Source organism: Limosilactobacillus caviae (genome assembly GCF_014635905.1).
GTDB classification, from domain to species: domain Bacteria; phylum Bacillota; class Bacilli; order Lactobacillales; family Lactobacillaceae; genus Limosilactobacillus; species Limosilactobacillus caviae.
In genome coordinates this window covers 395988-420971 of sequence record NZ_BMDS01000002.1, presented here as the reverse complement: position 1 = coordinate 420971, position 24984 = coordinate 395988, and the positions used below count along the sequence as shown (strand labels likewise).

Here is a 24984-nt window from a genome sequence, read left to right as displayed (position 1 = left end):
TGCCGAACACAGAAGTTAAGCTTCAACACGCCGAAAGTAGTTGGGGGATCGCTCCCTGCGAGGATAGGACGTTGCCACGCTAATAATAAAAGAGGGTTACATATCGCTTTTGGTATGTAACCCTCTTTTAGTGCTTTCTTGATTCAGTTAAGTGCATAAGCGAAACGAACACACGAAACAAAAAGTAAGCAGTCAATAACAGTACGTATTGAAATATGGGGTCATGAGCTACCGATATGGTAATTCATGACCCTGTCATTATTTATGGCATTCTGCTTGAACTTCTTTTGACTATGGTAAATAAACCTCAAGTTCTGCGTTCTTGCGGTTCGGTAAGTGATCAAAAGTAAGTAGTCATTTTTCAATATATAACGTTATTGATTGTTTACCCTGTTATGTGAGTGAGTAACAATAATTGCTACTTTTTTATAGGTTTTTGAAGCCAGTTAAAAAATGTTTTACGTTGACTATTTGCCAATAACCACCAACCACAAGCAAGTAAAAATGCTCCAATAACATCGGTTAGATAATGGGCGTGTAAATATACACGGGAATACATGATAATAGTGATCCATAAAATTCCGCATAGAATTACTAATATTTTTTGATATTGCTTCTTACATTTTGGAACTAAAATTGCTAATAAAGTAAAGGTAAGAATAATAGTTGAAAATGTATGACCACTAGGGAAACTGTATCCGCCAACAGCAACTAATCTGCCAGTTGGTCGTGGACGAATAACACTATATTTAAGTAAGATTACTAAACAATAACCAATAAATTGAAGCATTCCATACCAGACGCTATCTGCTATCCGTCTATGCCGCCACAATAATAGCATCAGTCCAATTGTTAAAATTCCAACAGTTACTGGATCTCCTAAAAAAGTTAATTCGGTTAAAAGATTTGTTTTGAGTTGCAGAACTGGTTTAACAAGGCAAAAACCAACTGAATCTATTGAATAAATAATAGAAGTCTTATGTAGAACATTGAAAAGCAGGATTCCAAATAAAATCCAGCAAAGAACTCCTAGCCATATTTTCATTCTTTTATGCATGACTTTATGCCTCATTTACTATATAAATTTTATCTTTAATTATATATCAATTTACAACAAAACTTAAAAAATCGGCTAGGAAAACGTTTACATTTTTGATAATAGCGATACAATTAAATTAAGTAAATGTAGGAAGGGTGACAACAAATGAATAACCAATTGCGCGGATATGCGTCTGTTGATCAAAATGTTACGGTTAATTATGATAATGGTTCGATCACTTTATCAGTAATTACACCTGAAATAATTCGCATCTTTCAAGATCATGGTGAAAAGGGATCGTCATATGCGATTGAAAATGATAAAACAATCAAAACTAATTTTACAGTATTGGATCATGGTGACCATTTCGAACTGTCAACATCAGCTTTGAACGTTAAAATTTACAATAATGAAAAAATTGATGTGTATGATGAAAAGGGAAATCCCTTAGTTATTGACTATCGTGGAAAACGTACACCAATTGACCGCGGATTAGATGAAGCTCATGCAAAATTGGTTGCTGCTGAGGGTCATGATATTGCTGGTGGCAGTGACAAAGATAAAACTTACTTTGAAGTAATTAAATCTTTAGCCGTTGATGAACAAATATATGGTCTAGGAGATAAGACCGGTTACTTAAATAAGCGCGGCTATGAATATGATAATTGGAACACTGATAATCCGTCTCCCCAAGTAGAAAGTTTTACCCGGCTTTATAAATCAATTCCCTTTATGCTTGGTTTAAAAAATGGTCATCCATACGGCCTATTTTTTGATAACATTTATCGAAGTCATTTTGACCTTGGTAAGGAAAATTCTAATTACTATTTTTATTCCGCAGTAGCTGGGAATCTTGATTACTATATCATCGGTGGTCACAGTCTTAAGGACATCGTAACTAACTATACTTATTTAACTGGACGAGTTCCTTTGCCACAGAAATGGGTGTTAGGGTATCAGCAGTCACGATGGGGATATAGTGTTAGCCCCGAAAAAGTAGAGGAGATTACTACTAAGCTACGTGAAAACGACTTGCCATGCGATGTCATTCATTTTGATATTGACTATATGGACGGTTACCGTGTATTTACCTGGAATAAAGAAAAATTCGCTGATCCGAAAGGGTTTGTTAAGAAATTACGCGACCAAGGTTTTCGGGTCATGCCAATCATTGATCCTGGAGTGAAAAAAGATAAAAAATATAAGATTTATAAAGAAGGACTTAAGAAAGGATATTTTGCCAAGAATCCTGATGGGACGGTCTATGTTAATAAAGTATGGCCTGGTGATTCTGTCTTTCCTGACTTTGGTCGACAAGAAGTACAACAATGGTGGGCTGATAATTGCAAATATCTTGTTGATGTTGGAACCGGTGGAATCTGGGACGATATGAATGAACCTGCTTCATTTGAAGGCGATATTCCTGATGATATCGTTTTTAGTGACGGTGATCGTCCATCTACTCATAAGAAACTGCACAATGTTTATGGGCATAATATGGCTAAAGCAACCTATGAAGGCCTTAAGAAATACAGCCACAAACGTCCATATGTGATTACACGGGCTGCCTATGCGGGAACGCAAAAGTATTCAACAGTTTGGACTGGTGATAATCAAAGTCTTTGGCCCCATTTACAAATGATGATTCCGCAGCTATGTAACTTAGGTATGAGTGGTTTTACTTTTGCAGGAACCGATATTGGTGGTTTTGGCGCTGACGCAACTGCCGAAATGTTGACACGTTGGATAGAAGGTGCATTATTTAGCCCGCTATATCGTAATCACGCTTCAATGGGAACTCGCTCACAAGAACCGTGGGTATTCGGCGAACCAACGCTTACTATTTACCGCAAGTATCTTAAATTACGTTATCGTTTTATTCCTTTCTTATATGATCTTTGCTATTGCGAAACAAAGACCGGGCTTGGAATTATGCGTCCATTAGTCTTAAATTATGATGACGATCCAGAAACCCGAACGATTAATGACGAATACATGGTTGGGGATCAACTCTTAGTAGCACCAGTTGTACAAGAAGGTCAGAATACACGGGCTGTCTATCTTCCAGCTGGAAACTGGATTGATTTTTGGAATGGTGTTGAATATGCAGGTAAACGATCAATTCTAGTAAATGCACCATTAGATAAACTCCCGCTATTTGTTAAAAAGGATACAATTATTCCATGGGGTGCAGAAGTAAGTCATATTAGTGATGAACCTGATAAGACAATGACGTTCCGCGTGTATGGAAAAAATGGCACGTATACTCATTATCAGGATAATGGTCTTGATTTTAATTACCAAGATGGCAAATATAATCTTTACCAAATTAACGCTGATGGGGATAATGTCACAATAAAAATGACTCATAATGGCTATAACAAGAATTACTATAAGATTTTTGTTGAGTTGAATGATCGAAAGCTTACTTTTGTATACGACCAAGAAGCACAAGAATATATTCAAAAATAGTTTAATATCAGGTCTCAGAATTCGGCTTTACCGTGTACTGAGGCTTATTTTTGTCCAACCTGTTTTTAGATAATCTTAGTTTACATAATATTCAATATAAAGTTTCAGAAGCGTTATTATCTTTTTAGTAGTATTCATGATAAACTAAAAATTGATAATTATGTAGGAGCGATAGAGATAGTATGAAAGAGAACCAAGAAAATATTTCATTAGCAATCGCAACGGTTGTTCTTGGAACTGTTGTCGGCTTTAGCTCACTAATATTAAGTGCCATTCTTGATATTACTGAGCATTATTTTTTGAACTTTAATGAGACTAATAGGGTCCCGGTTAATATTAATATTTTTCCTACTCATCGGTTTATTTCGGTTTTTATTGGGGGGATAATCGCGGCCATCGTTTGGTACTTGCTTCAGCGACATTACCGGCCTGTTAGTATTAAAGGCGCTTTAAACGGGAAAAAGATGCCTCTTTCTAAGACTTTGATTCATGTTATTACCCAGATTTTCTTCGTTGGAACCGGTAATTCTATCGGTCGTGAATTAGCACCACGAGAAGCAGGGGCAGCAATTGCCCAGAAATGGGAAAGGACATTTGACCGTTATCGGTGGCTTCATTTGAATGCTGAGGATAAACGATTATTAATTGCGGCAGCTGCAGGCGCCGGATTTGCTGGTGTCTATATTGCACCAATCACCGGAACAGTCTTTTGCCTTGAAATTTTATATCGCCGAATTAACGCGCGGTCTGTTTCAGTAAGCCTAATTATGTCGGTAATTGCAACGATGATTGGCTCAATCTTAAAAGGATTTGACCCGTACTACATCGTTGGAACACGTAATTTTTCATTGCTGACAGTTCCATTCGCACTTGTCCTCGGCTTAATTTTAGGGGTCGTCGGAACATGGTTTAAACGTGGCGTTAAACTTGCTTCTAATAAACGGGTAACAAATAAGAATCTATTGTGGGAACTGCCTCTTTTATCACTTTCAGCAGGAGCAGTGGCGGCGTTTTACCCCCAGATTATGGGAAATGGACGGGGATTGGCTCAGCTGGCGATGAATACAACAGTTATTAATAAACAAGTCATTGCTGCTCTACTATTTGGACTATTTGCGAAAGTAATAATTACTTTATTTACAATTAAATGTGGGGGATACGGAGGAACACTGACGCCATCCATTGCTGCGGGTGCCGTAATTGGCGTTTTTCTCGGAATACCATATATTCAGCTTTTTCCATTTGTAACTTTCGCGCAATGTGCCGTAATTGGCGCCTCATTATTTTTAGCTGCTTCTCAACAAGCGCCGCTAATGGCCCTATTTATGTTATTTGAGGTGTGTCACCTTAATTTTACTGCCTTTCTTCCATTAGGGATAGGAGTGGCAATTTCAATTGGTATTTCTAAATGGATGCAGGTTAAAACGGCATAAAAAAGGAATCGGAAATAAACTTCCAATCCCTTTACTATTTTTGAATAAAATTTAGCAGTCTGGTAGCTAATCAAAAGATAAACTCTAAAGATTTTCTGATTTTTGGAGTTTATCTTTTTTACTTATAAAGTTCCTTTAGTTTCTTTACTGTGGCGGCAAGATCACTACTATCAAATACAAGGGAAATGACAGCAATTCCAGCTACCCCTGTATCGTGAACTAATTGCATGTTCTTTTCGTTAATACCACCAATCCCAACGACTGGGCGCTGGCTAAGCATATTGAACCGTTCTAACTTATCGATGCCAATTGCCGGATCAGCATCTGCTTTTGACTTTGTAGGGAAAACGGGTCCGCATCCAATATAGTCAACGAAATCCATTAAATTGGCTCGTTCAATTTCAGCAGGGGTATTGCATGAATAACCAATAAACATTTGATGACCAACTGATACCGATATTTGATCAATTTTTGTATCGCTTTGCCCAACATGAACACCGTCAGCATTAATTTGCTGAGCTAAACGATAATCGTCGTCAACAATCAATGGAATCCCATATCGTGTACATAAGGTCCGCAACTCTAATCCAAGGTCAACACGTTCATTGGGGAGAAGTTTTGAATTACCTTTTTCGCGGTATTGAAAAGCAGTAATTCCGCTTTTCATTGCTAATTCTACTTTTTCAAGGAATGCGTAAATGTCATTATGGACATCTTGTGTTCCGCCAACTAAATATACTTGCAACATTTTTGGATCAAATATCATCTATCTCGTCTCCTTTAACCTTAACCCAGTGATTTAATGGACCATGGCCGTGACCAACATGAATACCCTCTTTAATTGTCTGTTCCACATATGTTTTACCAATCATGATGGCTTGTTCCATTGAGCGACCCTTGGCAATTTCTGCAGTGATACATGCTGAAATTGTGTCACCAGTCCCATGAGTATTTTTGGTATTAATTCTTGGTGCCGTCAACCACATATCATTACCGTCTTCAAATAAAATGTAATCGTTAGCCTTTTGAGAGTTTTCAGCATGACCACCCTTTAAGAGGATATTTTTTGCACCACGTTTTTGTAGTTCATGTGCGGCCCTCTTAATATCAGTTTTATCCTTAATATTAATTCCAGTCAACTCACAAGCTTCTGGAATGTTAGGGGTAATGAGGGTAGCAAGCGGTAGTAATTTGTCGCGTACAATAGCAATCGCATCATCGCTAAGTAACTTTGCGCCACCCTTAGCAACCATTACCGGATCAATAATTAATGGCCCTAAATTATATTTCTTCAAATTTCGGACAACTGCTTTTACCCGGATTGAATCAGCTAACATTCCCGTTTTACATGCACGAATTTTAAGGTCGCTTGCAATCGATGCAAACTGTTCATCAATCAATTTCTCAGGCATGGGGAACGTGTCCTGTACGCCAAGGGTATTTTGGGCAGTAACGGCAACAACTACCATTGCAGAATAGACGCCTCGCATTTGCATTGTTTTTACGTCGGCGGGAATTCCAGCACCACCGCCACTATCGGTTCCTGCAATTGTTAGGGCTTGGGGATAATCGTTAATCAAGATAATCTTCCTCACTTTCTTCTAAAAATTCCAAAAGAGCTTTCGTATCCATAATTGAGAGCTGGTCAAAAAACTGCACTTGCCATGAGCCGAGACCAACCGAATAGCGATTGGCTAAAACACCTGCCGCAGATACTAAGACTGTCGCTACAATGCAAGCATCCCAAGTGTTAGATGTTACTCCAAGGTAAGCAGCTACAATACTAGAAAGCATATCGCCGCTTCCTACATTCATCGTTAACATTTCGGCAGAGAAGGGGTTTTCGTAAATAATTTGACCATCAGTTATCAAATCAGTTTCACCGGTCAAAATCACGATAGACTTAAAGCGCCGTGCACATAATTCAGCAACCTGAATAGGGCGGTCAACTTTTCCAGCATCAATTCCATGACTAGTATTATCGGCATCAACTAAGGCAGCGATTTCGCTAGCGTTTCCGCGGATAACATCAAAATGAAATTTACTTAATAATGATTGAGCGAGTTTCAACCTTGATGGTACTGCACTGACGGCTACCGGATCTAGTACAAGCGGCTTTAGCGGAGGAACCATCTGAAGAATAGTCTGCATTTGGTCAATCTGTTGTTGGTTAACTGTCCCTAAGTTAATAGTAATCGCATTTGCTAAATTAGCTATTTCATTTGCCTCAGCTGGTTCTATTGACATGATCGGGGAGGCACCAACAGCACTTATTGAATCTGCAACTTTATCAATTGTTACTAAATTAGCGAGGGTAAGGACAATTGGATTCTTAGTACGAACGCGATTAATAAGGGACCAATTGATTTGATGTTCTTCCATATACGTTAACTCCTTAACTAAAAAATACTCAAGGCAGGAAGAATGAACCTACTTTGAGTATTAAGCGGTTATGCATTTTCCTACGCAAGTGTTGACTTACAGGTTCTAGGGTCCATGCGTCACTGCATATCTCAGCCCAGCATGATGGGCACCCCTAATGCAATAAGTTTATTTATTAATAGTATACCGCAATTTAATTTTTATTAACATCAATAAAGATAATTGGCAAATGAAGCTGATAATTGTAAAATGACACTAGTGAATATAAAAACAGGAGAATTTAAAATGCAAGAAGAATTACGGCAGACAACAAATAAAGCCGAAGTGGCCATTATCGATGATACAACCGGTAAAATTTTAACATTTAGTAATGGCGGAATTGATGGCGAATTTGAAATTATCGTCACTGATAAGAAACCGATCCCAGCATTGTTTCAACCAGTAGGCAAGTTGGTAAATGGTAAATATACGATTAAAGGAAATTATGCAGGAAACGATTACCGTGAGATTAAGCTTGACGGTGCTTATGAAATATATGGAAACCCGGAAGATGGTAACGTTATGATTACAAGAATTGAAGGAGAAAAATAGTGTATATTAATGTAGCGGTAAAAGCTCAAAATTTATTTAACAATTATCACCAGTCTAATGATGAAGCAACTAAATCTGCTGCATTAGCCAACCCGCTTTTTTCATGGCATGTAACGTACTTTACTACTAACCATAAAAAGAACCTTGTCTTTCTAAATGATGCGACGACTTTAGCAGTTATTTTATATAACGTAAACGCGAAGAATAAGCGGGATATTAAGGAACGCTTTGAAACACAGTTAAAAACAGTCTGGCTTAGCCTGGGTCTCTCTGCAAAGTCATATGCGGAATACCTGGCAACGAGTAAGGAGTGGCAAATCAATAAGACAATTAATCGGTCTAGTATGGGATCGTTAACTTTACTTTGTCGCGAGGTAGCAGAACCGCTTGCTAATACACAGACTGAGGGTGACTTATCGAAACGTTTAACGAATTATCTTAAACGGCAAGGGAAAAATTATATTAGTGCTAGTGATACAGTTGCAATAATTAAGGCAAGTCAACCCTTTAATATCAAACAGGAAACTAAAAAAACATCCCCCGATAATAAAGGTGCGTTAAAGGGAATTTTCAATAAGCTGCAGCAAATGAGTCAGCTTAGTTTTGATACTTTATCACTTGAACAAACTGATCAGGCAATTCAAAAGATTCAAGATCAAAATAATCAACTTTTAGACTTATTCCTTAGTGATATTCAACAAGATTATAGTGATAAAACCATCCGCCGCTATAAAAATAACCTCCAGTTTTATTTGAATGAGTGGGCAGCTTATAGGCTAAGCACAATTGCAAACCTTGAAAATGCTAGCATTAATGAACTTTTATACCATGGATCATCAGAAACAGAAGTAAGAAATATTAAGGCGGCGTTAAAACAGTTACTAAGATATCTGAAACGTAATGGCATTATTGACGATGACCAATATGAAGACTATCTTGTTTTTATGGAAGAAGATAGCGCATTGATGGATGAATTCGGCAGTGATGATGATTTTTACAATGAGGATGATGGCGATTTTTTTACTTCAGTTGATCCCCTAATTAATGATACCAATAAAGACTTACCAACGATCTTTGATGCGAAAACAGACCAATTACTTGATGATTACTTAGCATCATTTGCAAGCCTGTATGGATTGATCCCGGTTCATCATGCATTGCAAATTATCCAGGCACAAAATCCTCAGCTAACTATTGATGAAGAAAAATTTCAGCAATATATAGAAGACCGGGTTGGGGAATATGAATTGCGGTATGTTGTTCTAGACCTTAATAAAATAGCTGATGAAATTAACCTGGATGCTGTATTTGAAGATGATCTCTTTATTGTATATCCTACATTGTTAAGTGATAGTATTCGGCTTGTTCAGCTTTATAACCACCAGCTAGGACTTCAATATTATGTTCCTGACAAGGCTGAATTGTTGCGATATAAGTATGATGATTACTTTGATATTTATAATTTACGTGAACAACTGGATGAACTTTTTATAACACATTATGAATTATCAGGTAGCAGCATGGTGGGGGCAGCATTTATTTGTATCTTCTGCATGAAGTTAGGGATGTATGATGCACAGAATCTTTCCTCAATGAATGATGCAATCGACCGTGCTATTCAAATGCTGAATAATACTGTTAATCTTAACATTACCCGAAACAATGATAATGAGGCGTTGATTAAGCTGTTGCTCTTAATTGGAACTGATATTCGTCGTCCGTGGAATCGGGGCTGGTCAAGTCGTGAGATACTGGATGTTCCTGGTATTGCCGGGTTATTCAATCATGATTATCCTGTATTATCTAGTGACGCGATTAGTGCAATTCAACAAGGAAAGATCGATCGGCGTGAACTAATTTACTACATTGAAGATAGTGATTTGCCAATTGACAAGATTAATCAACTCCGCAAGCAAATTGAAAAACTATAAAACAACTGATAAAAGCAGGACCGAGAAAATTTTATTTCACAGTCCTGCTTTTAATAATTATGTAAAGTACTTATTTTTGGTCTTTACCAATGTGCTCATCAAAATACCCAAGTCCATTAACCTCAAGTGTTTTCAAATAAGCAATAAGCTCAATTGCTGAACTTGGGCTTAGTTCATTAATGGCATTTAACCCAATACCGGTAGAAACCGTTTCACTCATCGCCGTAATTTGGTTCCCGTCCTTAATTTGAACCTGGGAACAGCTGATTGCCCAATGGTTATCAATATTAGGGGCAAAAATAAAGAAGAGATTAAAATCATTTGAAAGGTAAGCGGGTAAAAACCAAGCAAGTTCATCAAGCGGTGCGGGGGTTAAATCACCTTGTAAGGCAAATTGATCGAGGTTGTTCCTATTAGGGGCCACGTTTAACATGAACATCGTCTTTTCAAATTCTTTCATCCCCAGTTTCATTTCTGGAGTAATTTTAGGGTGCATAGCATTATTCTCCTAACTAAAATTTTGTCGATAATAATTATATTTATTTTTAATATCCTTAATAGGAATATCCATTACATGCATAATACCGTGTGCATCTAGTTTAAAATTACGAATAATAACCTGATTAAGCTGGATTCGCAGACGAGGATGATTCATGAGGATTTGCTCAATATTAGTTGACATAATATCAAGAGTGTTACAGTAATCAGGAACCAGTATTTTTTCAAATTCGTTAAATGTATCGGCAATTACTTCAGCATAGGCATGATCGGCATATTTAAGCTCGTTTGCTTCTAATTTATCATAATACTCACTACTGGTAAGTCCGCGTTCATTTTTTATATTATACTGTTCATCGTATTGGTGAGTAAGGTATGAATCCCAGTCACGATAGCAATAAATAATCATTTGAATAACTATTTGCCGGCCATTATGAGTAACATTTTCCGGCACCATTTGGCCTTGGGGATCGATAAGGTAAGGTCGGATAAGCTGGCGAGTAATAACATCGTAAAAAGTCCCCGGAATTAGTTCCTTATCTTTTGTGTTCTGGTACAAGGGACCAGTCCCAGCAAGCTTTTTTAGGTTTCGTAGGCTCTGACGCGTTTGATTGCCGGCATAAATGATATCCTCAATTTCCTGGTCAATAATTTTACGTTGGCTAATTGTCTGTAAAAGATTGGTATATAAACGAATTAGATTATGTAATTCGGATTGTTGGTTGGGGAAGAATCCGCCCTGCTGTTGATATTTTCGGGTTTCCCGTTCCAACTGCTGTTCAATAATCAGGGCTTGATGTTCGACTTTAACAGGAAGGACAGGAGTAGAAAAGCCTGCTTGCGCAATTTGCTGAACCGCTTCACGAATAATTGGCCGCATTTCACGGAAATCAGGGAAATCGAAAAAGTTTTGAAAGTCATTTGTAAGCTTAAGATGTTGGTAAACAGCTGATTTGAGATTTTTCTTCATAATATTCCTCCATCATTTTTATTTTATTATGAAAATCTGCAGGAAAATATTAGGGAATTAGATGAAATCACTAATGTTAATTTTTACCAATTACTTATAATATTAATCAAAGAGTGGGAAAGGAGATCGTAATGAAAAAATTATTAAAAGTTTTAGTGGTGTTTCTATTATTTAGTAGTGTTATTACTAGTTCAGCATTAGCTAGTTCAACAAGAACAGTTACAGATATGACCGGACAGAAAGTTAAAATTCCCAAAAGTGTAAAAAGGGTAGCTGATCTTTGGCATGCCAATAATCAGGTCGTTTTGCTCTTAGGGGGACAAAAGAAATTAGTGGCCACAACCCCGCTTGTAAAAAAACAATATTGGTTTACAATAGTGTATCCTAAAATTACTAAAGTTACTGCCCCATTAGCCGGAAGCCAAATTCAAGTTGAAGAATTAATCAAAACCCATCCTGATGTAGTAATTACCGCTGATCCTGCACAGGCAAAAACAGCAAAGCAGGCCAAATTACCAACCGTTAATGCGATGTATACTGATTTTGCAGGACTTAAAAAATCGGTTATGTTGACTGCAACGATTTTAGGCGGGGATGCCCCTAAAATTGGTCGGCAATACAATAGAGAACTAACCCAGAACATTAACTTGGTTGAACGGCAAGTGAAGGACCGCAAGTCAACACCTACTGTTCTTCATATTGTTAACTCAGCGGATTTAACTAAAGTTGATGGTCAAAAAACAATTGTTAACGAATGGATTAAAATTGCTGGAGGAAGAAATGCAATTACTGAAAATGGCAATCAGATCTCTGTTACTCCAGAAGAATTAATTAAGGCTAATCCAGATGTAATCATTGTTGGGAGTTCAACTACTGCCCATGCACGAAAAGTATTACAGGCCAATAAGCAATTGCGACAACTAAAGGCAGTCCGTGAAAAGAAAGTCTACGGAAATCCACAGGGTACTTTCCCATGGGATCGTTATAGTGCAGAAGAGGCCTTACAAGTTTTGTGGGCTGCTAAGATACTGCACCCGCAAGAAATGAAGAATATCAACATGGTATCTGAAGTACAGCATTTTTATCAAAAATACTATCACTATCATTTAACGACTAATCAGGCTCAGCGGATTTTAGCCAGTGAGAATTAAAAAGGGTAATGAAATAACCACATCCCCTAATCTAGATAACTAGATCTATTTAAGGGGGTGTGGTTATAGTTTAATTTGACAAGTATAACGTTGAAGTGCTGGGACATAGGCTAAGGTCAGCGGGACTTGGTAAACCTCAGTCAATCGTTCAGTCGTCATTAATTGATCACGACTGCCAACCGTTAAAGTACCATTTGAATCTAATAGGCCAATCTTTGTTGGTAGCATTAAAGCGTGATCTGGTAAGTGTGTTGTAAGAATGATTGTAATTTTCTCTTGGTGGGCAAGTCTTTTTACTAATTTTAAGATTTCATATTGCCGGCTTAAATCTAATGCAGCCATTGGTTCATCTAGAATTAATAACTTAGGCTGCTGAAGAAGAGCGCGGATAATGGTAATTAATTGCTGCTGCCCGCCACTCAGAGCAGCAAATGGGTGATCCCGAAACTGAAACAGTTGAAAATCTTGTAAATATTTCTCGGCCATTTTGAAGTCTTTTTTCTTTGGTGTCTGAAAAAATGAAAGGTACGGAGCACGACCGGTCAACAAATAATCAATGACAGTTAAGTTTGAATTAATATGGTAATCTTGCGGAACATAGGCAATTTGTTGGGCAAGATTCTTGCCGTTTAGGGCTGTTATTTCATTGCCAAAGACTGTTATAGTTCCCTGCTGTGGTGATAAAAGACCTGTTAAGCAATGTAGAAGAGTTGATTTACCAACCCCATTAGGACCAAGAATTGTAAAAATTTCACCCGTCTTAAGCGAAAAATTAACGTGGTGAAAAACAAATTGTCTTTTAGGATAAGAAAAACTAAGATTATGAACATCGAGGACAATCAATTTAAGCGGACCTTCTTTTTCATCAGGATATATACAAATAGAGGCGCACCAATAAATCCAGTAAGAATACTTAGGGGAATTTCACCGCCGGATAGGGAACGTGCTAGTGTATCGACAATTAACAAAAATAGACCGCCAAGAATGGCTGCTAATGGTAAGGCGCGTTTAGTATTAGCACCAATGATAAGGCGTGCAATATGAGGAATTACTAGCCCAATCCAACCAATATTACCACTAAGGCAAACCGTTGCCGCCGTGAGAAAAGTACTAGCGGCAATTATTAATAGCTGCTCAATCTCAACATTAATTCCTTCAAGACGTGCTTGTTGGTCACCAAGGGATAAGATGGTCATATGCCAGCGGAGAATAAAAAGGATAATCGTTCCGCAAAGAAGAAATGGAATAACAGCAGCAATACTAGGGAAATCTATTTTAGCTAAACTCCCCAGTTGCCAATAAACGATACTTTGTAATTGTGAGTCGGGATCTGCAATGTATTTTAACAGGCCGACCAATGCTTGCATGAAGCCGGAAATAACGATCCCCGCTAAAACTAGAATCAAGGTGCCGCGTTGGTTAAGTATTCGGGCGATTAGTAAAGTTAGGACAACAGCAAGAACGCCGCCTAAGAAGGCTAATGTTTGTGTAAGCCAAATTCCGGACCCTAAAAGAATAGCCGTGGCTGCCCCAGCTGCAGAACCATATGATACGCCGAGAATATCCGGTGATACAAGCGGGTTATGAAAGACACTTTGAAATGCACAACCAGCCATTGCCAAGGCTGCCCCGATTAAAAGTGCACCAAGGATTCGCGGCAGTCGTAAGTTAAAAATAATATTTGCTGCTACGGGGTTACTTTGGGGTGCCAGCATAGTTTGGCCGATTTCTACTGGTGAATAATATATTCGACCACAGGATAGGGCAATTATGACAGAAACAAAAACCAGTAAAAGGGCACTCCATAATGTTATTTGGTAACGATGATTAGTAATTAAAATCACTTCCTTGTCTTTAAATATTTTGAGATTTTCTTAGTAATTATTTGTTGGCCGTTATCAATATCTTCATAATCAATTTTTAGTGACGGACCAAGCTGCCTGGCGTGCTGATACTGCAATCGCTGGTCGAAAATATTTACTGCATTAGCAAAGTTCTCACGGCCAAAGTTTTGATCTCCGATACCAGCTATATAATATGTCAGCGATTTTAAGGAAAACTCACTCAGATAATTATAAAACTTTTCTTCATTTACGGTGAGCTGTCCTTCTCCAGAGGTACAAGGACATAAAATTAGTAAATCTATATTGTCCAGTTTTACTGTAAGTGATTCTTTGAAAGAAAGTAGTGATGAATCAGGAAGCAGGTTTTGATGAATGTATTCTCCTAATTCAAAATTATGCCCGTAAACTGTATCGTACAGAATTAAAGTATTCATTAAGGAATCATCCTTTCTTTAAATTTTAGTATAACAACTCCATTAAAATCCGATTATTAGGGATTTGACTAATTCTAAAATCTCAATATCTTTGTAATAATAGGCAATGATAAAGGCGGGTGATTATAGTTGCATTATTTACGGATAAGCGATGCCCCCATTGATGTTGGTGAGATGTATCAACAGTTAGTTGCTCCAGAGTATGGTGGAATTGATATGTTTGTTGGAACTGTTCGTCAGTGGACTGGTAAAATCGAAACTACTAAGATTGAATATTCAGCCTATCATTCGATGGCAGAAAAACAATTAGAAAAAATTGCGGCACCAATTGAACAGCAGGGCGGCCGAGTTGTTGTTGCACATCGCACTGGTCAATTAGTTCTTTCGGATATTGCCGTGTTTGTTGGGGTAGCAGCTCCACACCGCGCAGAAGCGTTTAAATGGTGTCAGTATGTCATCGATACCCTTAAACATGAAGTACCAATCTGGAAAAAAGAATATGATACAGACAAGATAAGGTGGGGAAACTAATGGAAGTTAAAATTAGACTTTTTGCATTTTTACAAGATCAATTAGGACCATCGATTACTGTTGAGGTCACTAATCCTGTCCGCATAAAAAGCCTTCTTAACCAAATAAGTCAACAGGCTCCCCAACTATCATCAACTTTAGCGAATTCACGATTAGCAGTTAATCAAGAATTTATCAACGATGAGGAAGTTATACTCAAAGTAAATGATGAGATTGCAATCATCCCGCCTGTCAGTGGTGGCTAGTACCTTTTGAGGGATAATTATTTTTTCATAGGAGGACTTGATTATGTCGAGTGTTAAAGATGTTGCTCATGGTAGTAGGCGTAACGCATATACAGCGTTAATCCTTTCTACACTTGCAATGATTGTTTGTTTTATGTCGTGGTCAAACTTTGCCCCGCTTGCATCCCAAGTTGCTGAGATGTTCCATTTAGATGTATCCCAGCGGACATTGCTGTTAGCAACGCCTGTTCTCTTGGGTTCAATTATGCGAATTCCAGTGGGGATTTTAAGTGACCGTTATGGCGGGAAAAAGGTTTATTTAATTCTAATGGCTTTTATCTTGATTCCGTTGATTATGATTCCGCATGTTCATTCATTCGGTATGCTATTATTTGCAGCGTTGCTTGTCGGGATGTCAGGAACATCATTTGCCGTTGGAGTATCTTATGCCTCAGTATGGTTTCCGCCAGAACAACAAGGATTAGCTCTGGGAATTGTTTCGATGGGGAATATGGGAAACGCAGTGGCTGCAATGACTTTACCATATATTTCGAAAGCTGCTGGTTTTGATAGTGTCTACTACTTCTTAATTCTTCTTACGGTTATCTTTGGTGTTCTTTTTGCCATTTTTTGTAAGGAAATGCCAGTAGATAAGAGCAAGACTATTAGCGGGGCATTATCAGTTGCCAAAGATAGCGGAACATGGTATCTTTCATTATTCTACTTCCTTACATTTGGTTTATTCGTTGCCTTCACGAACCTAACCCCAACGTTCTTAACAGGGATGTTTCATTATACACCGGTAACCGCCGGACTTTATTCGGCCCTGTTTGCTTTTGTTTGTACCCTGGTTCGGCCAGTAGGTGGCTACATGGCTGATAAGAAGCGGCCGATGACTTTGTTACAATGGGTCTTTATAGCAATTATTATCTTTGCAATTTGGATTATGCTTAGTTTCCATAACCAGTTCATGTTTATTGCCGGCATCGTATTAGTAGGTCTTTCAGCAGGAATTGGTAATGGTGTTGTTTTCAAAATGGTACCTTACGTTTCAAAAGGTAATACCGGTGCAGTAACAGGATTTGTCGGTGCCGTTGGTGGATTGGGAGGGTTCTTCCCACCGCTGATTATCGGTTACATTTATCAGTGGACTGGCAGTTATGAACTCGGAATTGCACTACTCGCATTGACAGGTATAATTTGCTGGTTTGCCTTATGGAAGCATTATATTCACGGCGATGTGCATATTGTTAAATAAGACTTGTATAAAAACACGACTAGGAAAAATTTCCTAGCCGTGTTTTTTAGTTCTTGTAGTTATTTATTCATCATGTTAACTAAATTAAGCAGTGCTTCTTGCGAACGACCACGTGGAAGAACCTTAATATCAAGAATTAATTGCGAAAAGATATCATCTGTTAGCTGTTTAACCTGACTGGATTGCTTGAGCGTCAATTGATAGGCATCCTCAAACATTTCTGGTGAAGGACGATGAGCTTGTGCAAAAAAGTTATCAAACCACTGCGGGTCTTTTTGTCGGGCGAATAATAAAGCTAACGGATACTGCCCTGCAAGAATTGTCTTAGTGAAAGATTCCTTATCATAATCAAGCTGATCCATTTCGTGCTTAATGTAGCTAACGGTTCCGATTGCCTGTCCAATCTGGCTGGCAAGTGATACTATATCTGGACTAGCCCCACTAAGGGTAGCGCTTTGTTTTGCGGTCATTGCCGTCAGGAGTCCGTTTCGTGCTTTTATATCAGCCAGATAATCGGCAACCTTGAATTGTTGATTATAGTTAAACTGCAATCGTTGAATTTGAGCTAACATTATGTCACCAGCATCGGTCGTTAATTCATTAATAACCTGTGGCGGATTGCCAACTGTCTGTAACATATGAACATATCGGCTCATTAAATAGTTAGCAATATAAGAAGATGCTTTCTGAGTAGCAAGTTCGGCTGGTGTTAAATTATCTGGTTGAAAAGATGGGGGATTGGACTTGAGGGCTAATGATATTAATTCTGGCAATTGGGCAGCGGTAATTTGGTCAATTGTGAGATCTTTTGGACTAAGATAACTAAAATATTCAAAAACTAGCAGCCTTAAATTGCGTTCTTTCTCCTCAACTGGTAAAGTAATCATTTCCTGAACCATTGGCGGAAATTGATTAATGATCGTTGCTAGGGCATCTGTTAGCCGTTCATCAGGGGTTATATTCACAATATCAGTCCTTAAACTTATTTACTTCCGCGATAATTTGTTCGGCAACTGGGATGAAAATATCAGTAAGGTATTCATTGAAGTCGAATTTCTTAACCTGTTTTGCAGTAAGCTCTTGTGCACGATGAAAAGCATCATTCCGCATATTAACAATCAATGTTCCTCGCTGATGCTTGAGTCTTTTATGAAGCTTATCGTTTTCGTTGCTCATGTAGAAGTAATAGTAAATTTCATAAAAGGTGTTATCAAGTACCCAAAAGAGTGTGCTTCGGCGAATATTGTCACTTAGCATTTCAGTAAAAGTATTCTTACCTAATAGTTCGTGATTGGCAAATGATCCCGCTGATAAAACAACTGCTTGGACTTCATGCATATCACTCATATAAGAACAGAACTGGTTAATTTCCGTTTCAGGAACACTAAAGCCTAGTTTCTCTTCTCGTTCAGCTTCTGTCATTTTTGAAAAAGTAGTTAAGTATTCTTGCTTAACATTGTAGCTGTCGGCAATAAGATCATTTTCAATAGTAGTAAGGATTGTAAAGTTAGCCTGCATGAATTCTTTAATAACTTGCCAAATCTTTTCAATCTGCTGGTTAAAGTTAGAAAACAGTTCTTGAACAGTTCCCACTCTTTTTTTAATTACTTTTGCTTTGTCGGTATGGGGGGAGTATTGAATTACAAGCGGGAGCGATTCAGTATGATCATGGAGGCCATGAATTGATCGCTGTTCATTTTCAAACTCTTTTAGTTCATCTAAATCCACTAATCCCAAAGGCATAACATTAATTTCACTATTAGTTAACATCATTTGGAGGGCAAATGGTGTTGTGGGTTCCTGATTTTCGGTCAATGATTTTAATGCATCGAATAACTTTTTATGGTTTTCTAAATCATTATCTGGATCAGCATAAAAGCCGGCTGTATAAATTGACTTATTTTCATAGTCCCGTTTCAATTTAGCTTGAATATCCATATTAAGACTCCTTTGTGGCATGGTCTAAGAGTTCGGCAAGCTTATTGCGACCACGTTCAGTTAAGACGGCATTTTTTAAATTCATTTCTGCCAACGTACTGCTAAATGTCTCATCAATAACTGCTCCAGAAATGTATTGGTGTTCGATGGCATCTTTTGCTGTAAGGAAAAGATTTGAAACCGGATTTACTTGGCGACTGTTAGTAAAACGCTTTCGAGCAATATCGCTAAGAAGTCCTCGTAGTTCATCATCGTGACTTAAGTTGGTGGCCATAAAAACACTCTCCTTCACGTAGTATTTTCTTTATTGTAAAAAATCTTTTCTACAAATAAAATCGGGGATTCCTCTTATTTCAGGATCCCCGTTATTAAAAGTCAATTAGATGGTGATGAATAGCGTATTGGACTAAATCGACACGGCTATGGAGGTGAAGTTTTCGCGAAATATTAGCTTTATGAGCTTCAACGGTTTTAGTTGAAATAAACATCTTTTCTGAAATTTCCTTATTTGAGTATCCCAGAGCAATTAAGGGAAATACTTCTTTTTCCCTTTTTGAGAGGCTATTGTATCCCTTTAAATTTAAGGTGTTTCCTGAAGCGTTAATTTCTTTAATATCCTTTTTACTAACAATAATATTGGCATCTAAATATTTTTCACCATTGATGACGTGTTGCAAGGCTTTAATAATTTCAGTATCAGGTGAGCTTTTGAGAATATACGCCATCGCACCGTTTGCCATCGCCTTATTAATATACTCTTGTTCTTCATGCATGGAGAGAATGATAATTCGGACCTTAGGAAATTTATCATGGATTCGGCGGGTTGTAATCAAGCCGTTTTCCCCAGGAGGCATACTGAGATCCATGATTAGAACGTCAATTCCGCCTTGTTCAACACGGATATATGTATCGGTACCGCTTGCTGTTCCATCAACAACGGTAAAATTAGATTGCAGGTCAACCAAATATGAAATTCCAGAGCGCACAATTGCATGATCGTCAGCCACTAAAACGTTATACATTTTCTCTCACCATATCCTTGCCTATGTTATTATAAGGAAATTTTACTGTAACAGCCGTTCCCTTATTAATTTTTGATTTAATTGTAAAAGCACCATTATACGCTTTAACACGTTCATTCATGTTCATTAACCCAAGCGAGTGGCCGTTGAACCCATTCTGCTGGCGAACGTCAAAGCCGTGTCCATTATCTAAGACTTCTAATTGAAGATAGTTATTATGATTGGTAATAATTATATTAATTTCTGTTGAATGGGCGTGTTTAATTGCATTATTAATCGCTTCTTGCGTTATTCGGTAAAGAACGTTTTGGATACTAGTTGCTAATTTATCAGCAGCTGTTAATGCAATAACGTTGATCGTAATACCTGTACTTGCTTGTAGTCGTTGCGCTAATCCCTTAATTGCCGCAACTAACCCAAAGTTATCAAGAACGGAAGGCCGAATATCTAGTGCTAATCCCTTAATTTCCTTAAGGGTGGCATATAATTGTTTCTCAATTGCCGTACTGATGTTTTGCACTTGTTGCCGATTGTCATTTGGAACCGATGCTAATCGTTGAATACCCATTATTGCTGCATAAATTCCCTGAGCAACACTATCATGAAGGTCTTGCGAGATTTTCTGTCTTTCTTTTTCATGCGCTTCAGTAACGTACTTATTGAGAAGCCGCTGTTCTTCAATCTGCGATAGCCGTTGTTGCTGCTCACGATTTTCTAACGTGAGGGCATAAACGGATTCTTTTTCGTCAAGAGGTCGGTAAATCATTGAAAAATGTAGGGGATGGCCTGTTGCTTGATGAAAAGTTAATGGAATGGTTGCACCTTTTAATCTTTTCTTTATTAAACATGATGCACAGTCATCGTTGCTAAGCTGCGACCAAGCGTTTTTACCAAGCTGAAGAAGATAATTAGTGTCTAGTTTTAACACTGACACTAATCTTTGTGCTGGTTGATTGCTTACAAGGAGGTCATCATTTTTAAATAAAAAAATTGCATCTGGTGACTGATTAAAATACGTTTGTATCCAGTTAGCTATCTCAAGCATGATTAGTTGCCTCCCCAAGCAAATTTTCCAACACCTAATAAAATATTCCTATTTTATATAATAACGCTTTCCCTAAATTGTTGCAATGAAAGCGACCATATACAAAAAGAGATCGAGAAGTGCTCTCAACCTCTTTGGTAATAATAGCAGCATAGTAATCTTACTTAGGGACGGCGTGGTAAGCCCATTGAAGGCCCTTGAAAATACTTAGTAGCGTTAAAGTTAAATTGGGGATCTTGAAACTCATGATAATGATCAAAGTCAGCTTGTACTTGTTGAATCTGATCATCTAATTGTTCTAGTTCAGCATCCCTTTCAAGTGAACTCATTTGTTGGCTTACTTCTTGTTCCCGATTTTCGAGCATCGTCCGTCTAATTGCTAAATCATTTAGGACGAGGGCGATAAGTTTTTGAAAGTCTGGATTTGTCATTGTATCTTTATTTTTCATATTGTTGATTGACCCCTTGATAATTTAGGTTAGAAAATTCATTAGTTGATTCATAAATAAGTGGCTGACACCCGCATTTATCAGTGATAAAGGTGCGTAATCGCCAATTATCATTTTTTAGCCATTGTTTAACCTGGTAATTAGTAATCCTAAAGTGAGCTAACGAATAATGATTATGTTTACTGGTAGCAATATATGATTGAGGAGCGTGAGCCAAGCAATCAAGCGTTGTCCTTTTTATATAAGGATAATCGACTGCTACGGAAAGGTAATCTTGGCTATTAGAAAACTGAGCAGTAGCAGCAAAAATAGCGGAAAGGGGACCATGATGATCAAAAGGATGAACATCACAAATAACTTTTACAAGCGCGTCATTACCAAGTAGTTGCTTTATTTGCGATTGGTTATGGCTATTTGCACATACCAGCACCTGACTACAAAATAGCTTCAACTTGGTAACAGCTAATTGAACGTTAGAAGCTGGCAATCCAAGGACCTGATAAGTTGCTTTATCCTGACCAAACCGCTTAGAGTTTCCTCCTGCATAAACTATTCCGATCATTATTTTTTCTCCTTAACCTGCTTTAGGTAATTAAAACACCAAGCAGTAATTTCATTTTGACCCACTAATTCCGCGTATTGATTATCAAAAAGCGTCCCGGTTTTAACAGGCTGGGTAGTCAAGATTTCATTAGGGCTTTCGTGCGGCTTAAGTAGGAGAAGCTGGGGATAAAGAATTGCTTCCTTATGCCCTTCAATTAAAACAAAGTCTGCAGTTCTGCCGAGAAAATCAACCATTGCTGGCAAGGAGGGGACATGACCTTCTTGATGAAAAAACAAGCCAGTCTCTGATTGGAGGATAACCTGTGATGCGCCGGCACTGCTCATTCGATCGCTATCAGTCCCAGGAATATCCATTGCGGCATGATGGGCATCGTGTTTAATTGCTGCCACACTATACCCGGCTAAGGTTAGCTTTTTAATTAGAGAAGTAGTGATGAGTGTTTTGCCGCTTTTTTTATGACCGATTATTTGAAAGGTAATAGCCATGCGTCTGTCTCCGTGCCGACTTTCATTGGCGTAGTGCTATGAGGGATTAGGGCTAAGCAGGTTGTTGTTTGCAGGTTTGCTAATGATCCAGACCGATTTATTCCGTTTGGGTAAACATAAAATTGATTATTCTTGAACTCATAAGTACAACGGAGATACCGGTCAAATCCATTAGTCTTGTTATATGGGGCAGCTAAGACGGCTCGAACGTGTTTAATACGGCTGGCCTGGTGTTGATAACGACGGATTAACGGCTCCATATATAGGTAGAAACCGGTAAAACATGCACCAGGGTTACCAGATAAGGCCATTACTAACGTATTATTCTGGACAAAGGCAGTTGTCACGCTTCCAGGCCGCTGCTTAATTTTATTAAATAGTAATTGATCTGCTTTTCGTGCCTCATCACCAATATAATCGAAATCACCCACCGAAACGCCGCCGTCAGTAATTACGATTTCATGAGTAGCCATTTGTTCTTCAAGGGTTTGTTTAATGAGTGCCGCATCATCTGGCAACTGGGTTTCAAAGTCAACAACGCCGCCAGTTTCTTCCACTAAATTTTTTAGCATGATTCCATTACTATTGAAGATTTTTCCAGGTTCAATCTGGTCATTGGCTGCAAGTAACTCAGTACCCGTAGCAATAATTGCAATTCGCGGTTTCTTATAAACCTTAACTGTCTGCACGCCAAATGCAGTTAATACCGCAAGACCTCCCGGATTGATTTCTTGGTTTTTAGGTAAGATAACATCTCCGTCTTTAACGTCTGTCCCAGCTTCAGTAATATTACTTTTTTCTTCAGTAGTAATAATTTGCACCTTTGCCTGATCATCAGCGGGCCGTGTTTTTTCAATCCGAATTACTTTACCGGCGTCTTCGGGAACATATGCTCCGGTCATAATTCGGACGGCATCCCCCGAATGCAAAGGTGTATCCCATGTTGCACCCGCTTGAATTTCTCCGCGAACAGTAAACTCACGAGGATAATCATGATCATCACTCGCTAAGATTGCATATCCATCCATACCGGCACGGCGAAAGTGGGGATAGTCATAAGGTGCATGAACATCTTCGGCTAAAATCCGATGATTTGCGGAGGTAAGGGCGACAACTTCTGTTTCAGTTTTTAATGGAATCGCATTGATTTTCTTCTGTGCATCTGCAACAGAAATAGGGGTTCTCCTAGTGAGCATGATGATGGACTTCCTTTCGTTGAGCGCTGCTTTCAAATAATAAATGGTCGTACTCAGGCAGAATTAATTTGTCTAATGCAGTTTGACAAGCATTCTTAGATCCTGGTAAACAATAGGTAAGTTGATTGCGGTGATTAAAACCAGCAAGGGCTTGCGACGCTAATGCCCGGGTCCCAATCTCTGCGAAGGAAATTTGGCGAAAGGCTTCACCAAATCCAGGGATAATTTTTGTAAGTAAGGGCCTAATAGCTGGAATTGTAACGTCTCGTTGAGCAATCCCAGTTCCGCCATTAGTAATAATGATATCAGGATTTGCTTGCTCTAATTGAAGATAAGCCGCCTGGATATTAACAATATCATCATTAACAACAACGCGGGTCGACAATGATAAGCCATTATTTGTCATTATTTCTGCAATTAGCTTTCCCGAGGTGTCATCATCAATGGTTCGGCTATCGCTTACCGTTAAAATTGCAACTTTTTTCATTTTGCATCTTCTTTCATTAAAACATTTAGTGATTGTAATTGTTGCCGGGCAATGGTCAAATTTGGCAAATTATACATTACAATCTTACCATTCTTAAAGATACTAACAGGACGATCGTACCATTTAAAATGTAAGAACATTTGATTAGCACTTACCAACAGTTTCTTTCGCGCTAATATTTTTTGGATTGCCTTAAAATCAACCGTTTCCTTTTTTACCGTATAAAATGCATCCTCGCCACATAGCATATGTAATTCTTGCTCAGGCTCATTAAATTCAAAATGATAAGGGGATGTGCAAGTAGGGCATTGGTGGTTCTTAGAAATTTTGAATTTGGTAAACTGCATTGACCAGTTATCAATAGTAATCAGCTCATTAAAATTAACCTGGGTCTTATCAACAAGATAATGAAGTGCTAATGACACTTGCAAACCAGCTACAACCGGAATTAAGGCGGTATTTACCCCAATTAGGTCGCAATCATTTTGTTTTAGCTCCTCAAGATTAGGGAAAAGACAATTTAAACAAGGGTGATTGATCGGCGAAATTGCCATTACATTACCATATGTTCCGGCACAACTGGCAAATAGGTAATCAAACCTTCCTGAAATTGCCAACTTATTCAAAAGATCACGTGCTTGATAGTTATCTAAGCAATCAAGGCAAAGGTTAAATTGGTGTTCTTCAATAAGGTCGGCGGAAAGGGGCGCCGGGCTCGCAATAATTTGACACTTAGAATTAATTTTCGATAAGTGCTCTTTTACTGCTTCAACTTTTAGCCGTTTTTGTTGTGCATCAGCTTCGGTAAAAAGTGATTGCCGCTGAAGATTAGTAATATCAACGGTGTCAGGATCAACTAAAATGATTTTTTTGATCCCAGCACGGACAAGCTGTTCAGCCGCATAACTTCCTAGTGCTCCAACACCAACAATCATTATTGCAGACTGACTTATTTTTTGCTGACCAGCATGCCCAATCTGGCGGACCCTTTCTTGACGATCATAACGGTTCATGTCTATTAGCACCTCATCTAGTAAAA

28 protein-coding genes and 1 riboswitch are annotated in these 24984 nt (G+C 38.3%); of the genes, 8 read left to right on the top strand and 20 right to left on the bottom strand.

Annotated features, from left to right (window positions below; translation table 11 throughout):
* Positions 1-418: 418 nt before the first annotated feature.
* Complete coding sequence (locus IEU90_RS04820; protein WP_153709538.1) at positions 419-1057, bottom strand: phosphatase PAP2 family protein; 639 nt, start codon at positions 1055-1057, stop codon at positions 419-421.
* 147 nt (positions 1058-1204) lie between these two features.
* On the opposite strand from IEU90_RS04820, the gene IEU90_RS04815 reads away from it, so the two are divergent.
* Entirely contained in the window at positions 1205-3511 is a 2307-nt protein-coding gene (locus IEU90_RS04815; protein WP_188357800.1) for a glycoside hydrolase family 31 protein, read from the top strand.
* A 182-nt stretch (positions 3512-3693) separates the two neighbouring features.
* A complete protein-coding gene (locus IEU90_RS04810) occupies positions 3694-4944 on the top strand; it encodes a chloride channel protein (RefSeq protein ID WP_153709540.1) in 1251 nt (416 codons plus the stop codon).
* Between the two features lie 118 nt (positions 4945-5062).
* Here the strand turns inward: IEU90_RS04810 and thiE are convergent, their stop codons facing one another.
* Genes thiE through thiM form a run of 3 tightly spaced genes read right to left on the bottom strand, consistent with a single transcriptional unit; the run spans position 5063 to position 7326 of the window.
* Entirely contained in the window at positions 5063-5710 is a 648-nt protein-coding gene (thiE, locus tag IEU90_RS04805; protein ID WP_188357799.1) for a thiamine phosphate synthase, read from the bottom strand.
* Positions 5700-6524 carry a bifunctional hydroxymethylpyrimidine kinase/phosphomethylpyrimidine kinase gene (thiD, locus tag IEU90_RS04800; protein WP_153709542.1) on the bottom strand — a complete coding sequence of 275 codons (825 nt, stop codon included), beginning with the start codon at positions 6522-6524 and terminating at the stop codon, positions 5700-5702. Before thiD ends, thiE begins: the two co-directional genes overlap by 11 nt.
* Positions 6517-7326: a hydroxyethylthiazole kinase gene (gene thiM, locus IEU90_RS04795; protein WP_188357798.1), complete on the bottom strand. Its 810-nt coding sequence runs from the start codon at positions 7324-7326 to the stop codon at positions 6517-6519. The genes thiD and thiM overlap by 8 nt, the downstream gene beginning before the upstream one ends.
* A 60-nt stretch (positions 7327-7386) precedes the next feature.
* Positions 7387-7492: riboswitch (TPP riboswitch) on the bottom strand.
* Between the two features lie 119 nt (positions 7493-7611).
* On the opposite strand from thiM, the gene IEU90_RS04790 reads away from it, so the two are divergent.
* A complete protein-coding gene (locus tag IEU90_RS04790) occupies positions 7612-7917 on the top strand; it encodes a hypothetical protein (RefSeq protein WP_153709544.1) in 306 nt (101 codons plus the stop codon).
* Positions 7917-9848 carry a DUF6933 domain-containing protein gene (locus IEU90_RS04785; protein WP_188357797.1) on the top strand — a complete coding sequence of 644 codons (1932 nt, stop codon included), beginning with the start codon at positions 7917-7919 and terminating at the stop codon, positions 9846-9848. Before IEU90_RS04790 ends, IEU90_RS04785 begins: the two co-directional genes overlap by 1 nt.
* 70 nt (positions 9849-9918) lie before the next feature.
* Here the strand turns inward: IEU90_RS04785 and IEU90_RS04780 are convergent, their stop codons facing one another.
* The gene (locus tag IEU90_RS04780; RefSeq protein WP_153709546.1) at positions 9919-10344 is read right to left on the bottom strand and encodes a hypothetical protein; all 426 of its coding nucleotides are present in this window, start codon (positions 10342-10344) and stop codon (positions 9919-9921) included.
* 12 nt (positions 10345-10356) lie between these two features.
* Complete coding sequence (locus tag IEU90_RS04775; protein ID WP_188357796.1) at positions 10357-11316, bottom strand: hypothetical protein; 960 nt, start codon at positions 11314-11316, stop codon at positions 10357-10359.
* Positions 11317-11447: 131 nt separating this feature from the next.
* On the opposite strand from IEU90_RS04775, the gene IEU90_RS04770 reads away from it, so the two are divergent.
* A complete protein-coding gene (locus IEU90_RS04770) occupies positions 11448-12467 on the top strand; it encodes an ABC transporter substrate-binding protein (protein ID WP_153709548.1) in 1020 nt (339 codons plus the stop codon).
* A 63-nt stretch (positions 12468-12530) separates the two neighbouring features.
* Here the strand turns inward: IEU90_RS04770 and IEU90_RS04765 are convergent, their stop codons facing one another.
* From IEU90_RS04765 to IEU90_RS04755, 3 genes are read right to left on the bottom strand one after another with little or no spacing between them, the layout of a single operon-like run.
* Positions 12531-13310, bottom strand: coding sequence for an ABC transporter ATP-binding protein (locus IEU90_RS04765; RefSeq protein WP_188357795.1), 780 nt, complete (start codon positions 13308-13310; stop codon positions 12531-12533).
* Complete coding sequence (locus IEU90_RS04760; RefSeq protein ID WP_369932774.1) at positions 13307-14311, bottom strand: FecCD family ABC transporter permease; 1005 nt, start codon at positions 14309-14311, stop codon at positions 13307-13309. The genes IEU90_RS04765 and IEU90_RS04760 overlap by 4 nt, the downstream gene beginning before the upstream one ends.
* Positions 14308-14745, bottom strand: a complete 438-nt coding sequence (locus IEU90_RS04755; protein ID WP_225431257.1) for a flavodoxin family protein — start codon at positions 14743-14745, stop codon at positions 14308-14310. Before IEU90_RS04755 ends, IEU90_RS04760 begins: the two co-directional genes overlap by 4 nt.
* 129 nt (positions 14746-14874) lie before the next feature.
* Here IEU90_RS04755 and IEU90_RS04750 point away from each other — a divergent pair, with 129 nt between their 5' ends.
* Genes IEU90_RS04750 through IEU90_RS04740 form a run of 3 tightly spaced genes read left to right on the top strand, consistent with a single transcriptional unit; the run spans position 14875 to position 16758 of the window.
* Positions 14875-15276, top strand: coding sequence for a molybdenum cofactor biosynthesis protein MoaE (locus IEU90_RS04750; protein ID WP_153709550.1), 402 nt, complete (start codon positions 14875-14877; stop codon positions 15274-15276).
* Positions 15276-15521 carry a MoaD/ThiS family protein gene (locus IEU90_RS04745; protein WP_153709551.1) on the top strand — a complete coding sequence of 82 codons (246 nt, stop codon included), beginning with the start codon at positions 15276-15278 and terminating at the stop codon, positions 15519-15521. Before IEU90_RS04750 ends, IEU90_RS04745 begins: the two co-directional genes overlap by 1 nt.
* Positions 15522-15564: 43 nt before the next feature.
* A complete protein-coding gene (locus tag IEU90_RS04740) occupies positions 15565-16758 on the top strand; it encodes a nitrate/nitrite transporter (protein ID WP_153709552.1) in 1194 nt (397 codons plus the stop codon).
* A 59-nt stretch (positions 16759-16817) separates the two neighbouring features.
* Here the strand turns inward: IEU90_RS04740 and IEU90_RS04735 are convergent, their stop codons facing one another.
* The 11 genes from IEU90_RS04735 to IEU90_RS04685 form a co-directional block, all read right to left on the bottom strand.
* Positions 16818-17723, bottom strand: a complete 906-nt coding sequence (locus IEU90_RS04735) for a polyprenyl synthetase family protein (RefSeq protein WP_188357794.1) — start codon at positions 17721-17723, stop codon at positions 16818-16820.
* Between the two features lie 4 nt (positions 17724-17727).
* Positions 17728-18696 (bottom strand): hypothetical protein, encoded by a 969-nt coding sequence (locus IEU90_RS04730; RefSeq protein ID WP_153709553.1) that lies wholly within the window; start codon positions 18694-18696, stop codon positions 17728-17730.
* A gap of 1 nt (position 18697) precedes the next feature.
* Positions 18698-18970 carry a hypothetical protein gene (locus IEU90_RS04725; RefSeq protein WP_153709554.1) on the bottom strand — a complete coding sequence of 91 codons (273 nt, stop codon included), beginning with the start codon at positions 18968-18970 and terminating at the stop codon, positions 18698-18700.
* A gap of 94 nt (positions 18971-19064) precedes the next feature.
* The gene (locus tag IEU90_RS04720; protein ID WP_153709555.1) at positions 19065-19718 is read right to left on the bottom strand and encodes a response regulator; all 654 of its coding nucleotides are present in this window, start codon (positions 19716-19718) and stop codon (positions 19065-19067) included.
* Positions 19711-20763: a sensor histidine kinase gene (locus IEU90_RS04715; RefSeq protein WP_188357793.1), complete on the bottom strand. Its 1053-nt coding sequence runs from the start codon at positions 20761-20763 to the stop codon at positions 19711-19713. Before IEU90_RS04715 ends, IEU90_RS04720 begins: the two co-directional genes overlap by 8 nt.
* Before the next feature lie 164 nt (positions 20764-20927).
* Complete coding sequence (locus IEU90_RS04710) at positions 20928-21212, bottom strand: hypothetical protein (protein WP_153709557.1); 285 nt, start codon at positions 21210-21212, stop codon at positions 20928-20930.
* Entirely contained in the window at positions 21202-21774 is a 573-nt protein-coding gene (locus IEU90_RS04705; RefSeq protein WP_153709558.1) for an NTP transferase domain-containing protein, read from the bottom strand. Before IEU90_RS04705 ends, IEU90_RS04710 begins: the two co-directional genes overlap by 11 nt.
* Positions 21774-22262, bottom strand: a complete 489-nt coding sequence (gene mobB, locus IEU90_RS04700; RefSeq protein ID WP_153709559.1) for a molybdopterin-guanine dinucleotide biosynthesis protein B — start codon at positions 22260-22262, stop codon at positions 21774-21776. Before mobB ends, IEU90_RS04705 begins: the two co-directional genes overlap by 1 nt.
* The gene (locus tag IEU90_RS04695; RefSeq protein ID WP_153709560.1) at positions 22241-23458 is read right to left on the bottom strand and encodes a molybdopterin molybdotransferase MoeA; all 1218 of its coding nucleotides are present in this window, start codon (positions 23456-23458) and stop codon (positions 22241-22243) included. The genes mobB and IEU90_RS04695 overlap by 22 nt, the downstream gene beginning before the upstream one ends.
* A complete protein-coding gene (locus tag IEU90_RS04690; protein WP_153709561.1) occupies positions 23448-23945 on the bottom strand; it encodes a MogA/MoaB family molybdenum cofactor biosynthesis protein in 498 nt (165 codons plus the stop codon). The genes IEU90_RS04695 and IEU90_RS04690 overlap by 11 nt, the downstream gene beginning before the upstream one ends.
* Positions 23942-24958 carry a HesA/MoeB/ThiF family protein gene (locus tag IEU90_RS04685; RefSeq protein WP_153709562.1) on the bottom strand — a complete coding sequence of 339 codons (1017 nt, stop codon included), beginning with the start codon at positions 24956-24958 and terminating at the stop codon, positions 23942-23944. Before IEU90_RS04685 ends, IEU90_RS04690 begins: the two co-directional genes overlap by 4 nt.
* Between the last annotated feature and the right edge of the window lie 26 nt (positions 24959-24984).